At 62.4% G+C, this 13,324-nt stretch carries 12 protein-coding genes and 1 pseudogene; 3 read left to right on the top strand and 10 right to left on the bottom strand.

What is annotated here, in order from left to right; all coding sequences use genetic code 11:
* Positions 1 to 38: 38 nt before the first annotated feature.
* The 10 genes and pseudogenes from purB to ACZ41G_RS05405 all read right to left on the bottom strand — a co-directional run.
* A complete protein-coding gene (purB, locus tag ACZ41G_RS05450) occupies positions 39 to 1,484 on the bottom strand; it encodes an adenylosuccinate lyase (protein WP_033507232.1) in 1,446 nt (481 codons plus the stop codon).
* 57 nt (positions 1,485 to 1,541) lie between these two features.
* Complete coding sequence (locus ACZ41G_RS05445; RefSeq protein WP_464144829.1) at positions 1,542 to 3,107, bottom strand: alpha/beta fold hydrolase; 1,566 nt, start codon at positions 3,105 to 3,107, stop codon at positions 1,542 to 1,544.
* Positions 3,104 to 3,358: a hypothetical protein gene (locus tag ACZ41G_RS05440; RefSeq protein ID WP_160249011.1), complete on the bottom strand. Its 255-nt coding sequence runs from the start codon at positions 3,356 to 3,358 to the stop codon at positions 3,104 to 3,106. Before ACZ41G_RS05440 ends, ACZ41G_RS05445 begins: the two co-directional genes overlap by 4 nt.
* 154 nt (positions 3,359 to 3,512) lie before the next feature.
* Positions 3,513 to 4,121, bottom strand: coding sequence for a DUF6466 family protein (locus ACZ41G_RS05435; RefSeq protein ID WP_464144827.1), 609 nt, complete (start codon positions 4,119 to 4,121; stop codon positions 3,513 to 3,515).
* Positions 4,118 to 5,137, bottom strand: a complete 1,020-nt coding sequence (locus tag ACZ41G_RS05430) for a VWA domain-containing protein (protein ID WP_321047031.1) — start codon at positions 5,135 to 5,137, stop codon at positions 4,118 to 4,120. The genes ACZ41G_RS05435 and ACZ41G_RS05430 overlap by 4 nt, the downstream gene beginning before the upstream one ends.
* Entirely contained in the window at positions 5,134 to 6,219 is a 1,086-nt protein-coding gene (locus ACZ41G_RS05425; protein WP_464144825.1) for a VWA domain-containing protein, read from the bottom strand. Before ACZ41G_RS05425 ends, ACZ41G_RS05430 begins: the two co-directional genes overlap by 4 nt.
* On the bottom strand, positions 6,216 to 6,785 hold the full coding sequence (locus ACZ41G_RS05420) for a hypothetical protein (RefSeq protein WP_321047029.1): 570 nt from the start codon (positions 6,783 to 6,785) through the stop codon (positions 6,216 to 6,218). The genes ACZ41G_RS05425 and ACZ41G_RS05420 overlap by 4 nt, the downstream gene beginning before the upstream one ends.
* Complete coding sequence (locus ACZ41G_RS05415) at positions 6,782 to 7,774, bottom strand: DUF58 domain-containing protein (protein WP_464144824.1); 993 nt, start codon at positions 7,772 to 7,774, stop codon at positions 6,782 to 6,784. The genes ACZ41G_RS05420 and ACZ41G_RS05415 overlap by 4 nt, the downstream gene beginning before the upstream one ends.
* An 8-nt stretch (positions 7,775 to 7,782) precedes the next feature.
* Positions 7,783 to 8,817: an AAA family ATPase gene (locus ACZ41G_RS05410; RefSeq protein WP_414600829.1), complete on the bottom strand. Its 1,035-nt coding sequence runs from the start codon at positions 8,815 to 8,817 to the stop codon at positions 7,783 to 7,785.
* 261 nt (positions 8,818 to 9,078) lie between these two features.
* A pseudogene (locus ACZ41G_RS05405) lies at positions 9,079 to 9,777 on the bottom strand (uracil-DNA glycosylase); the annotation flags it as partial.
* Between the two features lie 197 nt (positions 9,778 to 9,974).
* Between ACZ41G_RS05405 and ACZ41G_RS05400 the strand changes: the two are divergent.
* From ACZ41G_RS05400 to groL, 3 genes are all read left to right on the top strand, one after another.
* Positions 9,975 to 10,634 (top strand): LytR C-terminal domain-containing protein, encoded by a 660-nt coding sequence (locus ACZ41G_RS05400; RefSeq protein WP_464144822.1) that lies wholly within the window; start codon positions 9,975 to 9,977, stop codon positions 10,632 to 10,634.
* A gap of 104 nt (positions 10,635 to 10,738) precedes the next feature.
* Complete coding sequence (locus ACZ41G_RS05395) at positions 10,739 to 10,942, top strand: cold-shock protein (protein ID WP_033507266.1); 204 nt, start codon at positions 10,739 to 10,741, stop codon at positions 10,940 to 10,942.
* Positions 10,943 to 11,609: 667 nt separating this feature from the next.
* A complete protein-coding gene (gene groL, locus ACZ41G_RS05390) occupies positions 11,610 to 13,235 on the top strand; it encodes a chaperonin GroEL (RefSeq protein ID WP_464144820.1) in 1,626 nt (541 codons plus the stop codon).
* The last annotated feature ends 89 nt before the right edge of the window (positions 13,236 to 13,324 follow it).

The raw sequence follows: 13,324 nt of genomic DNA, 5'->3' as shown, positions 1-13,324 counted from the left end.
TCGCGAGGGCACACACACCGCGTCTGAGTCTGGGGTGGTTACTGGCGGTCGAAATCGACCAGTTTCGACGCGGCTCCGGTATAGGTGGCCGGTGTCAGCGCCTTGAGCCGTGCCGCGGTGGCAGAATCGAAGGACTGCTCGTCGATGAACCGTTCGACGTCCGCCTTGCCGATGCTGTGGCCGCGCATGAGCTCCTTGACTTTCTCATACGGGTGGTCCATACCGGGCTCGCCTGCCAGCTCGCCGGCGCGCATCGCTGTTTGGATGGGTTCGCCGAGCACCTCCCAGTTCTCATCCAGCTCGCGGCTGATGACAATCTCATTGGGATGGATGGACTTGAGACCGCCGAGCAGGTTCGTCAGGGCGAGGACGGAATAGCCGAGCGCGGAGCCGATATTGCGCTGCGTGGTGGAATCGGTCAGGTCGCGCTGCCAACGGCTTTCCACCAGCGTGGCGGACAGGGTGTCCAGCAGGGAGCAGGAGATTTCGAGATTGGCTTCAGCGTTTTCGAAGCGGATCGGATTGACCTTGTGCGGCATGGTGGAGGATCCGGTGGCGCCCTTGACCGGCTCCTGGGCGAACACGCCGCGTGAAATGTACATCCACACGTCCACCGCGAGATTATGCAGGATGCGGTTGGTGTGGCTGATGGTGCCGTACAGCTCAGCCTGCCAGTCGTGGCTTTCGATCTGCGTGGTCAGCGGATTCCAGGTCAGGCCCATGCGGTTGGTGACAAACTCTTGGGAGACGGCGATCCAGTCGACGTCCGGCAGGGCGGCCAGATGCGCGCCGAAGGTACCGGTGGCGCCGTTGATCTTGCCGAGGTATTCCTGTTCGCGCACATGCTTGAGCTGGCGGTTGAGACGGTGGACGAACACGGCGAGTTCCTTGCCCAGCGTGGTCGGCGTGGCCGGCTGGCCGTGGGTCAGGGCGAGCAGGGACATGTCGCGATACTGTTCGGCCTTTTCAGTCAGCAGGTCGACAATCGCCTGCGCGTCAGGCAGCCACACCTGTTCAATCGCGTTCTTCACGCACCGGGCGATGGACAGGTTGTTGATGTCCTCGCTCGTGCAGGCGAAATGCACGAGGGTTTTCAGATGGGTCAGCTGGGTGTCTTCACCGAGCGCGTCGGCGGCTTTGTCCAGTTCGTCGTCGATATAGTATTCGACCGCCTTCACGTCATGATGCGTAATCGCCTCATGTGCCGCATGACGGGCGATGCCCTCTGCGCCGAACTGTTCGGGAATGGCGCGCAGATACTCCTGCTCGGCTTGGGTCAGCGGCTTGACGCCGGGGATGATCGGCTGGTTGCCATTGCCGGAGAACCCGTTGGCGAGCAGGATCATCCATTCGACTTCCACGCGCATGCGCTCGCGGTTGAGTGCCGGTTCGCTCATGTATTCCACCAAGGGGGCCGTCTGCTTGTGGTAGCGCCCGTCGAGCGGGGTCAGTGCGATTGCTGGGATGATGTCAGTAAGCTTCATACTGCTCAGGATACTTCCTACCGTGAACCGGCGGCGGTCATGCTTCCGCCGCCGCTCTCATCGCGTCATGCGGCCCTGCCAGTAGCTAGTTTCTTCCAAGGTGCCGCCGACAACCTGGCTGAAGTGCCGGTCATGCGAGGACACCGCCCCGGAACCAAGCACGAGCGCATTGGCATATGCCGCTTGATGAAATTTCAGATGATGTGACATTTCACGGTGTTTGACGCTTTGCGGCACCGGCGAAACCATATCCGCCGTATTGCTGTCATGGTGTTCGGACTGTCGGCTGACCGAGCCGCGGATGGTGAGCCATGATTCGCTTGTCGGATTAGGCGTGCCATCCAGCGCTGCGACCAGTTCGTCGTCCATTTCGATGCTTGTGGTCCATACTCCTTCGCGGATCGGATGGTTCGCCACGGGCGAGCCTGCGGTGACGATATGCCTGATGTTGTACCCGCTATCGGCGGCGAGTGCGGCGGCCACGATACCACCTTGGGAATGCCCGATGACGGCGACGGGGTCGTCGTGCTTGACACCGGCGCGGTCCATGGCCTCCATGACCATCCGCGCGCTGTCGGCCCCGATTCTGGTATCCGCGTCGCTGCTCATCAGCTCGATATTCTGTGGCCAGCCGAATGGGGAATCCGCGTGGCCGTCCGTGCCGGGTACGATGACGAGCCATCCAACGCTCCCGTCGTCACGTCGGTAGCGTTGGATGGCAATTGTCGCATATGGCAAGCCGTTGTCTGTTCCGGTGCCGTACTGGCTTTCTGCGAGGGAACGCAGTTGCGCGATGGCCCCGGCGATATCATCGACCGGTTGCACGACTTGCCCGGGAGGGTGCTTCCGGGTCAGATCGAGACGGTTGCCTTGCCGGTTGTCGTTGAGTGAAGCGGTGAGTGAGGCGAGTTGCCCGGCGGCGATGTTGACGCGTTGCTTGGTGAGCATACCCTGGAACAGGTCGTCGGCTCTCCGGGCGCTGCCAGTCCCGTCGCTGCCTGGTGCGTTGCCGCCTGCGGTCCGTGTCATTGCAATGCCGCCGAGCACCATCGCGCTGAACCCCGCCATGATGGCCTCATGGTAGGGGGCAGTGGAATGCAGTGCTTCGAGCGCCGCCTTCCGCACGTCGCCGCCTGTGCGTATCGATCCGATGGATTCGAGGATCGAGGCAGCAAGCCCTTTCAGACTCGGTGCGGATGTTGCCAGCGGGTCTGTGGGGATTGAACCGCCGTACGACGAAGCTCGGTGTTCGGCATCCAAATACAGGCCGTGGGCGCGCGCTACGAGCCGGGAGAGCGTATCCAGCCGTGCGGCGACGGCATGGCAGTCGCGGGTCTGTTCATCGCACCAGTTCGACAGTTCGCGGTGCCGCAGGGGGATATGCCTGAACGCGTTGCTGGCGTTGCCGTAGATGCCGGGACTGATCTGTCGATTGGCCGGGCAGCATCCGGATTGAAGCTGGGAGGAGACAATGCGTTCGCGTGCCTCGGACCATAGCCTTGCCTGAAGCGTCATCCTGCGCGAAGCCTGCTCAAGTGATGCGATCAGCGCTTGGAACTGCTGCGCATCGGGAACGCTCAACGTAGGACCCCCTGAGATGCGGGATGTGACCTGCCATGTCATTGCGCGTCCTCCCGGCGGTTGGCGAGTATGATGCGTGCGCGTTGCCCGATGGTGTCGGCTTGAGCGATCAGCATGTTGAGTGATTGTCTCATCAGTGTCGCTGCCTGGCCTTGCCAGTGTGCGGCGGTGGCGAGCGCCGTGCATTCGTCGAGTGCCGTTGTGCCCTCGCGAGTGTGGGAATACGCGGTGTCGAGCGCGTCAATCGCTGTGGTGGCGGCACGCCGACATGTGCATGTCACTGGTTCGCCCATGAGCGGTGAAGTATGAAATGGTGTGAATGATGTCATGCTTCCATCGAAGCGTATGACGCGACCGGATGCACGTCTGAGGCTTCGATGTGGTCAAAAGTTGATCAGGCTTGTACTGTCGCCGTTTTGTCGCCGCAAGCGCCAGCCCGACCAGCATTCACCATGGTTTGACGCTCCCACTGGGGGTGGGGGTTGTCGTTCCCGTGGTGGAGCTCGTCGATGGCGAGGGCGAGGCGGACTGGTTGGATTTGAGCAGATCCTGCACCTGTTGACGTTGCTCATCGTTCAACCCGTCCCGGGAAGGCGATGGGGACGAAGAAGCCGACGGCTGTTGTGCAGAACCATCCCCGGAATCGGCTGAAGAGGACGAAGCCGCGCCCTGCTGCTGTTTGAGTTCCACAGCGATGCGCTTGGTCAGGGTGTGCGATGTGGCACTGTTGGCGGCGATGAGCTGTTTGAGATCAGGCAGCAGTACGGCGTTCCATGTCGCTGCCTCGGCGAACTGATCGTCGGTCTGCTCTTGACGTGCCGCGAGCGTCGACCAGTCCGCGGTGGCCTTCGCTGACGCCGTCAGATCGGCTTTGAGACTCGCGGTGGCCTGGTTGTAGGCGCTCTGGGCCTGCAGATTAGCCGCCGCAACCAAGGCCAGAATCAACGCGATGCACGCGAACACAACCAGCGCGATGCGGACCGCGAGTGCAGCGCGTTTCGTGCCGGTGACAGGAGGTTTAGGCAGCGAGTTCGATGTGCCGTTCGTGGCGGTCATAGCAGTCTCCTTGACATTCCTACCCATGCACCGAACTCCCATGCCAGCAGCGCGGCGATGGCGATGGCGATCGGCCAAACCACGGGTGTGGTGCGTTGCCGTGTTTTTGCGGTGGAAGTGGTCCGCCACGTCTTGGACGCCTTCGGCAGCGAATCGGTCGCGGTGTGGGTGGCGTCCAGCATGACGGCGGTGCCGCTGAGCTCGTCGGCTATGGTGCTCAGCGTATCTGGGCTGAGTTTTGAAATACCGGGTTGGCCGGTGGTCGGGTCGGTCACCCAGGTTTCTTGGCCGTCAGGGCTGTCGTCTGAACCGTCGGCGGGGATTTGCCCGCCTGTAGTTGATCCGGCGCCCAGCACGAGTGCATCATCGAGATACCGGCGCAACGACGAGTATGTTCTGCGCGTGGTGGTCGAGGTTTGCTCGCCATCGCTGATCAGGAACAGTACGATGGTGTCGTCCTGATGGCGTTGGCGGATGTCTTTGAGCGTGAGCAGCAGTTTGTCCAGCGGAGTGTCCAGCGACGATCCCGACGATGTCGTCGTGGGCTCGACGCTCAACGTATCCGCCCAATTGTCGATGGCAAGCGTGTCGGGCGTCAGCGGGACGTCCAGCGAGGCGCTCGCCCCGAAACTCATCGCGGAGAAACTGGCGGCGGGATAGGCTTTGGTCAGGTCGTGGACGGCGTCTTTCGCGGCGTCGAGACGGCTGATTGTCGTCGCGTCGCCGTAGGTCGCGTCTTTGACCGCCATGGAGCTCGTGGTGTCGATGGCAATGACGATGTCGGTGGCGTTGACTGCTTTGCTGGTGGTCTCTGCGACGGTGCTCGGCGTCAACACCGCGACGGCCGTCAGCAGGCAAATCAGCGTCCGTCGCACGCATGAGGCCACGGTTTCGTCGCTTGCGGAGCGCTGCCGGATGTGGATGACGATCTCGGCGATTGCGCATCCCGTCATGATTACGGCGAGCGCGACACCTGCCGGCCAGCCGAGTGCGGGGGATAGTGTCCATCCGTTCATCGTCTCAGCCTCCAAGCGAATGCGAGCCATACGATGATGCACACTGCAAGGGCGAGCGTCCACCAGCCCGGGGCGTCATCGACGGCTGATTGCGCGTTGCGTTTGCTGTGCGCGCTTTGGCGTTCTTCGATGGTTCGAACCATGGATTCGATCGATGAGCCATCGGCTTGTGACATGAACATGCCGCCGTGCGATTCGATCTGCCGTTTGAGGCTGGTGGTCGTCGTGTCGCCCAGGCTTTCCTTGGCACCTGCATACACCGCGTCCACGCTGATGGAAGCCGTGCGGGTCAGGTCTAGCGCCTGCTTGAGCGTGTAGGTCTCGTGCCCGGACACGACATTGTCGGTGGCCAGCACAATGGATGACGAACGCCGGCGTGCAGCGCCCTTGGTGGAGGACGCCTGCTGCGCAGCATTGCCGTATGCGAAACCGGGCAGCATCGCCGCGCAGCTGACGAGCCCGTCGCCGATCAGGGATGTCGCGTTGGTCTTGTTCTGCGTGCCGTCCAGCCAATCAGAGACCTTCTGGTAGTCTTCGTCGCTCATCTTGTCGATGTCATCCTGCGTCTGCACGCCTTTGAGAATCGATGCGGCGGATTTGAGCTGGCTGGTCACCAGCGCATAGTCGTCGGTCAGCGGGAACACTGTGCGCGAAGTCGAGTTGAAGATGCTCATGCCGATGCGTTCGCCTTGGAAATTCGACACGAGTTTCAGATACGTGTCGATGATCTGCCGGTCGTAGGGGAGTGTTGAGCCGGATACGTCAAGGCAGAGGACGATGTCGCGGCTCGCCGAGCGTTCCTGTTCCTCGTTGATGGTCGATGGCCGGGCGACCAGAGAGACGGACAGAATCAGCGCGGCGACGAGCGCGCCCGCCGCAATGCGGTTGAAAGTCCGCCATTGGCGGAACAGCTCAGAGGCGTGCTCGGTGTTCAGGTCTTCGTCAAGACTGTAGGATTTGAGGCCGGGATTGCGCCCGGACGCTTTGCGTTCCCGCCATGCGGCGAGCATCGAGGCGCCCGCCGCAATCACGCAGGCGGCGCCCAAGGCAATCAGCGCGGCCCAAGGCCATTGCCATCTCATCGGCGCCACCTTTCAACGAGTGTGGATACCCATTCGGCCCCCTGTTCGACGCTTGTCGACCGGGCTGCGTCATTGTACCGTTCGTCGGCGAATTCCGGTGGATACAAGGCCGCGATGGTCTGACGCAGCAGCATGAATCCGGCTTTCTCATTGCCTGTGGACGTCGGTATCGTGCGGTTGAGATCGGACAAGGTCCGGGTTTCCATGGTGTCGTCCGCCATGCCGGACGCGTATGCGCGGGCCAGCGAGGCGAGTTGGGCGAAGGCCTGGTCTCGGCTGATGACGCCCGCATGGAATCGGTCCACCACTTCGTCGATGCGCCGGTGCCAGATGCGGGTGCCGCTGGTCTGGTGATGCACCCCGCGATGCGCTCGCTTGGCTTGTGGGCGGGATCGACGCGGTTTGGACAGCACAACGGCCAAGACGACAAACAGACACGCCAGGGCGAGTGAAGCCACAAGGACGGCGGCGATTGCGCCGGCGCCAGTGTACGCCTGCTCCGGTTTGAGGTCGTCGAGCTTGATCGCCGCGACGATACGGACGATGTCGGTGATAGCAGTGCTCATAAGCGGTCTCCTGCCTTGCCGGTGGCGTCAAGGGCCTTCGGGGGAGCCACCGGATGGGTCGAGAAGCCGGTGCGCGCGAGTGTCACGGATACCGTGCGCACGAAAGTACGGAACATGGCTTCGCTCGATGAGGCGCGCATCAGCGTCGAACCCCCGGCATGCAACTGGGCTTCGAGCTGGGCGGCGAGATAGCTGCGGTGAGTGTCCACTTCACGCTTGCTTACGGCGTCGATGAGGAACGCCGGCAACCTTCTGCCGGTATCGGCGTCGGCGACCGTACGCTGGCGGGCGGCGAACGGGTTGATGGTTTCCACGTCGACAATCACCATTGGGTGGGTCCGAGCGAGGGCGTGGATTGCGCCGAGCTGTCGCTCGCCAAGCGCATGTTCGTCGGTCGCCAGCACAATCAAGGCATTACGGTCGTTGATGCGCCGCGCATAATCCAACAGGGCATCCATATTGCGAGGATGGTTCCAAGGACGTTCCAGCGCGCGGTCGAGCGTGTGCTCGAACTGGGCGAAACCGCCATGGAACGGCACTCTGGTGATACTCGCCGAATCAGCGCAGACCAAGGAGATGTCGTCGGACCTGCGCAAGCTCAACGCGGCGAACATCCGCAGACCGTTCGCCGCAACCTGCCATGCCATTTCCCCCGACTCGCACGAGCCGGTCATCTCCCGGCCTGTGTCCATCAGCATCCATACGCGAGACGTGACTCGCCGCTGCCTGTGGACGACCATTGGCCTGCCGCTGCGCGCGCTCGTATGCCAATCGATGCGACGCGCCTCGTCGCCGGGCTCGTACGGGCGGATGTCCATGATGTCGTCGCTGCCGAACCGCCGGTGGGAGGGGTGTTCGCCTTCAAGGGTGCCCAACGCCCGACGAACGGTCGGCAAACTGAGCGTGGTGGCGAGCGCTTCGATTTTCCTGCGGATTGCGTCGCCGCCGGTCATGTCTCCGGCAATGCCGCCGTTCTCGGTGCCTGTCATGCCGTCGATCATGGCACCGGCACCGTCGCCACGACGGAGTCGACCACTTGGTCGCTGGTCACCCCGTCGGCGAGCGCTTCGAAGGTCAGCAGGATGCGGTGTCGCAGGATTTCATGCGCGAACATCCTGACGTCTTCAGGAATCACATAATCGCGTCCGGCGAGCAGGGCGGCTGCCTGTCCGACGCGGATGAGCGCGATGGAGGCGCGCGGGCTGGCGCCGAGACGGACCTTTGCTGACAAATCCGCGATCGGGTGGGTTCCGGCGCCTCGAGAGGTCGCCACGATATCGACCGCATAGCCCATGATCGCTTCGGAGACGTGAACCCGTCGGGCGGCGGCGCGCAGGAACTCGACGTCGGCGAGCGAGAGGACGTCGCCTTCGAGTGTTTTGGCGTCGACGGTGTCGGAACCGCGTTTGGTAAGCATAGCGAGCATGCGCTGCTCCTCGTCAGCGCTGGGATAGCCCATGACCGCCTTCATCGTGAATCGGTCCATCTGCGCTTCAGGCAGATTGAACGTGCCTTCTTCCTCAATCGGGTTCTCGGTGGCGATCACCATGAACGGCTGCGGCAGCGCGATGCGTTCCCCGCCGATGGTCGTGGCGCCTTCGGCCATCGCCTCGAGCATCGCGGACTGGGTTTTCGCGTTGGAACGGTTGATTTCGTCAAGCAGCACGAAATTCGCATGGATCGGGCCGATTTGCGTGCTGAACCGCTGCGTGGAGAAGTCGAAGACCTGGGTGCCGACCAAATCGGATGGCATGAGGTCGGGGGTGCATTGCACGCGTTTGAAACTGCCAGACACTGATGTCGCCAGCGTCTGCGCCGCGGTCGTTTTGGCCAGGCCGGGGACGGATTCGATGAGGATATGCCCTCCGGAGACCATGGTGACAATCAGCGCTTCACGCAGGTTGTCCTGGCCCACGAGGGTCTGTGCGAACCGTGCACGGATGCGGTCGGCCAGCTGCCGTGCGTGGTTGAGATCGTCGGGCGACAGGCCCGCGGATGTCGGGGTCGCCGGTTGTTGCGGCATCGGCGTCATCTGGTGCGGGACGTTCGGTTGTGGTGGGAAAAGTGCCATGGTGTGCTCCAACGATTGGTGGCTGGTCGGGTTGCGGCCGGTTGGCCGCAACCCGGTATCCCAGCATAGTAGCGGATTAGGATGCCTCGCTTACAGCAGAGGTGTCATGGTGGGCGCTTTCGGTGCGGGGGCTGCCGGGGTGTCGGCTCGGGGCACTAGTGGTGGTATCGGCTTGGAGGCCGTAGGTTGCAGCTGACCGTAGGCGGGGGATGCGGCGGGCGGGAGCGCCCAGTCCACCGGTTGCGCGCCCATGGCGACCAGCGCCTGGTTTGCCCGCGAGAACGGGCGTGACCCGAAGAAACCGCGCGAGGCAGACAAGGGGCTTGGATGCGGGGATTCGATGATCGCGGCGTTCGTCAGCAGTGGTTTGAGCGTCTGCGCATTGCGTCCCCACAGAATCGCGACCAAAGGCTTCGGCTTGCCCTCTTGGTCGGTACGGGCGTTGAGAGCGCGGATCGCCTCGTCGGTGATATGCTCCCATCCTTTGCCCTGATGGCTGTTGGGACGGCCGACTTGAACGGTCAAGCATCTGTTGAGCAGCATGACCCCGCGTTGCGTCCATGGGGTCAGATCGCCGTTGGACGGTGTGGGAACGCTCAGATCGTCGCTGAGTTCCTTGTAGATATTAATCAGGCTTTTCGGCAACGGCCTGACATCAGGGGCGACGCAGAAGCTCAGTCCCACCGGGTGACCGGGTGTCGGATACGGATCCTGCCCGACAATCAGCACTTTGATACTGTCGAAGGGGATGGTGAACGCGCGCAGGACATTGCGTCCCGCAGGAAGATAATGGCGTCCCGCCGCGATTTCGGCCCGCAGAAAATCCCCCATCCGATGGATATCCGGTTCCACGTCGGCCAGCGCTGCGGCCCAGCCGGGGTCAATAATCTCGGACAGCGGTTTGACATGAGCATGTTCCATGCCTACTACTCTAGGGCGTTGATGGACGTATGGCGCTAATCGGCGCACTAACCGATTAGCGTGCGGCGCGGAGACGGGCAAAGCACGGCAGGACGTGACAAAGCTGTGGATATCCGACACATTGGCCGCAGTTTGTGTCGACACTGCCCGGCCGTGCATGTACACTCGATGATGAATCTATTCGAAAGGGACGGCATATGGCACGCAAAGACCGTAACACTGATGAGTCGTACGCGCAGGACGTGTTCGACAACCCGCCGCAGGGGCCAATCGGCGTGCACCGCGGCAATCGGTCGATAGCCTCGCGTTTGGTGCCATTCCTGATCGTCGTCATCGTCGCCGCTGTCGCGGGCGTTGGTGCGTGGGCTGCCATGTCGGGTGAAGGCGCCAAGTTGTTCTCCAGTGGCAGCAGCGCTTCGTCGTCCTCGAGTCCCTCGGCCAAATCAACTGCGTCTGCATCGGCGTCTGCCAGCGCGAACGATACTGCCTCGGCTTCGGCCTCCGCCTCCGAGTCGGCGTCTGAGTCGGCGTCTGAGTCGGCGTCTGCGTCGCCGTCGGAATCCACCTCGTCACCGGCGTCTTCGTCCTCGGCGAACCTGTCCACCCAAGTGCGCGTGGTCAATGGCACACGAAAGACTGGATATGCCGCGAAACAGGCGGCGGTACTCACCGGTGCAGGGTACACCAACGTCGTGGCGGCCAATCCTTCGGGCAGCTTGCCGAGCGCATCCGTGGTGTGGTATCAGAACGAGTCCGATTTGGCCACGGCGCAGGACGTTGCCGCCAAGCTGGGCATTTCCAATGTCAGCAAGGTGACCAATCTGTCCGCGCCGGTCGTCGTTGTGCTGATGAACTGACCTCTCGGCGTTTCGTTGTCTCGTCTCGCTACAATGGGGCACCAAGTGGGCGGTAGCCGGCGTGAATGGTTGCGTCGGGCCGGCCCATGCGAGGGATGATTGAAATGGCACAAGGCACGGTGAAATTCTTCAACGCAGGCAAAGGATATGGATTCATTGCCCCGGATGAGGGTGGGGATGATGTATTCGTGCATTACTCCGTTATTCAACAGGAGGGGTTCAAGAAGCTCGATGAGGGCGATCGCGTCGAATATGAGGTGGAGCGTGGTCCGAAGGGTTTCCAAGCGACCACCGTCACCAAGCTGTGATTTGGCGATTCTCTTGAACCTTATGATGCGCGTGTCATCCTGACCGGCCTCGCCGACCAGCTTCACAGGTACACCATCTCACTCCAGGCGTCCCCGACGGGGCGCCTGTTGTTGTTTCGGCATATCGCGTGCCGTAGCTGAGGGCGCTGCACGCGTAACTGGTTCGTGTGGTTTCTCAAACTGTTTACGCTGGGGTGGCTCAAGGCGTAACCAGTTCGTGGACGATCGGTCGGGCACGCACTGCGAACTGTTCGCATTGTTCAACCTTCTACCGACGCTGACGGGTGACTCAGCGTCGGTAGAAGCAGGGATGAGATGATTGCGGCTGCCTGTCGCGGCATTGGGTCCATATTCCGACGGATTTGCCTTGCGGCACGCCTTGATTGGGCCGCCCGCGTCACGCAGGATTCCGGTCGTGAACGGCGGCATACGGCGCAGCATCGAAGGGGCGAGGGATCGGCGCGCCGGGATTATTCCCGTTCGACACTCGCGACACGCATTTCATGCCAACAGCGCAATACATGCGGCGATGTTGGCACTCGGCGCCCGAGAGTGCTAATCTCCCAATTAGCACTCGGAAGCCGAGAGTGATAACCGGCAGCTGACGGTCGGCTTACTCAAGGTCTCGGGTGGAAGTTCATACCGTGTAGCCATATGTGGAGGAACGATGGCAAAGATCATTGCATACGACGAGGAAGCTCGCCAGGGAATGCTCGCGGGTCTCGACAAGCTCGCCAACACCGTCAAGGTCACGCTGGGTCCGAAGGGCCGCAATGTCGTGCTCGACAAGACCTACGGTGCGCCGACCATCACCAACGATGGCGTCTCCATCGCCAAGGAGATCGACCTTGAAGAGCCGTACGAGCGCATCGGCGCCGAGCTGGTCAAGGAAGTCGCGAAGAAGACCGATGACGTCGCAGGCGATGGCACCACGACCGCTACCGTGCTCGCCCAGTCCCTGGTCCATGAAGGCCTGAAGAACGTGGTCGCCGGCTCCAACCCGATTGCCCTGCGTCGCGGCATCGAGAAGGCCGCCGACGAAATCGTCAAGGAACTGGTCGCTTCCGCCAAGGATGTGGAGACCAAGGACCAGATCGCAGCCACCGCAACGATTTCCGCTGCCGATCCTGAGGTCGGCGAGAAGATCGCCGAGGCGCTTGACAAGGTCGGCCAGGATGGCGTCGTGACCGTCGAGGACAACAACCGCTTCGGCCTGGACCTCGAGTTCACCGAGGGTATGCGTTTCGACAAGGGCTATATCGCCCCGTACTTCGTTACCAACGCCGACGACCAGACCGCAGTGCTGGAGAACCCGTACATCCTGCTCACCTCGGGCAAGGTGTCCAGCCAGCAGGACATCGTCCACCTTGCTGACCTGGTCATGAAGAGCGGCCGTCCGCTGCTGATCGTGGCCGAAGACGTCGATGGCGAAGCGCTGCCGACCCTGATTCTCAACAAGATCCGCGGCACCTTCAACACCTGCGCGGTCAAGGCTCCTGGCTTCGGCGATCGTCGTAAGGCCATGCTGCAGGATATGGCCATCCTCACCGGCGGCCAGGTCGTCTCCGATGAACTGGGCCTGAAGCTCGACTCCATCGACATGGACGTGTTCGGCACCGCCCAGAAGGTCATCGTCTCCAAGGACGAGACCACCATCGTCTCCGGCGGCGGCTCCAAGGAAGACGTGGCTGCCCGCGTCGCCCAGATTCGTTCCGAAATCGACAACACCGATTCCGATTATGATCGCGAGAAGCTGCAGGAGCGTCTCGCCAAGCTCGCCGGCGGCGTGGCCGTCATCAAGGTGGGCGCCGCGACCGAAGTCGAGGCCAAGGAACGCAAGCATCGCATCGAGGACGCCGTGCGCAACGCCAAGGCAGCCGTCGAAGAGGGCCTGGTGCCCGGTGGTGGTGTGGCGCTCGTGCAGGCCGCCAAGAAGGCCGAGAAGAGCGAGGCTCTGGCTTCGCTGACCGGCGAAGAGGCGACCGGTGCGGCCATCGTGTTCCGTGCCGTCGAGGCTCCGATCAAGCAGATCGCCGAGAACTCCGGTGTCTCCGGTGACGTGGTCTTCAACAAGGTGCGTGAGCTGCCGGAAGGCCAGGGCTTCAACGCCGCCACGAACACCTTCGAGGATTTGATGGCCGCCGGCGTCACCGACCCGGTCAAGGTCACTCGTTCCGCGCTGCAGAACGCCGCTTCCATTGCCGGCCTGTTCCTGACCACTGAGGCCGTGGTGGCCAACAAGCCGGAGCCGAAGACTGCGGCTCCTGGCCAGGGCGCTGACATGGGCTACTGATCCAAACGGTCACAAGCGTCCCACATTCGCATGAAACGGCGCAAGTGATATATATGGATGCTTCAGGGGCGCCGGCGGTTTCCCGCCGG

It is taken from the genome of Bifidobacterium porcinum (assembly GCF_055378475.1).
Note: the sequence above shows the minus strand (reverse complement) of the source record. Positions and strands in the feature narration are given on the sequence as shown.

Excerpts from the sequence above, each read along its gene's own strand:
- purB (WP_033507232.1), bottom strand. The coding sequence starts at position 1,484 with ATGAAGCTTACTGACATCATCCCAGCAATCGCACTGACCCCGCTCGAC.
- ACZ41G_RS05445 (WP_464144829.1), bottom strand. The coding sequence starts at position 3,107 with ATGACATGGCAGGTCACATCCCGCATCTCAGGGGGTCCTACGTTGAGC.
- ACZ41G_RS05440 (WP_160249011.1), bottom strand. The coding sequence starts at position 3,358 with ATGGGCGAACCAGTGACATGCACATGTCGGCGTGCCGCCACCACAGCG.
- ACZ41G_RS05435 (WP_464144827.1), bottom strand. The coding sequence starts at position 4,121 with ATGACCGCCACGAACGGCACATCGAACTCGCTGCCTAAACCTCCTGTC.
- ACZ41G_RS05430 (WP_321047031.1), bottom strand. The coding sequence starts at position 5,137 with ATGAACGGATGGACACTATCCCCCGCACTCGGCTGGCCGGCAGGTGTC.
- ACZ41G_RS05425 (WP_464144825.1), bottom strand. The coding sequence starts at position 6,219 with ATGAGATGGCAATGGCCTTGGGCCGCGCTGATTGCCTTGGGCGCCGCC.
- ACZ41G_RS05420 (WP_321047029.1), bottom strand. The coding sequence starts at position 6,785 with ATGAGCACTGCTATCACCGACATCGTCCGTATCGTCGCGGCGATCAAG.
- ACZ41G_RS05415 (WP_464144824.1), bottom strand. The coding sequence starts at position 7,774 with ATGACAGGCACCGAGAACGGCGGCATTGCCGGAGACATGACCGGCGGC.
- ACZ41G_RS05410 (WP_414600829.1), bottom strand. The coding sequence starts at position 8,817 with ATGACGCCGATGCCGCAACAACCGGCGACCCCGACATCCGCGGGCCTG.
- ACZ41G_RS05400 (WP_464144822.1), top strand. The coding sequence starts at position 9,975 with ATGGCACGCAAAGACCGTAACACTGATGAGTCGTACGCGCAGGACGTG.
- ACZ41G_RS05395 (WP_033507266.1), top strand. The coding sequence starts at position 10,739 with ATGGCACAAGGCACGGTGAAATTCTTCAACGCAGGCAAAGGATATGGA.
- groL (WP_464144820.1), top strand. The coding sequence starts at position 11,610 with ATGGCAAAGATCATTGCATACGACGAGGAAGCTCGCCAGGGAATGCTC.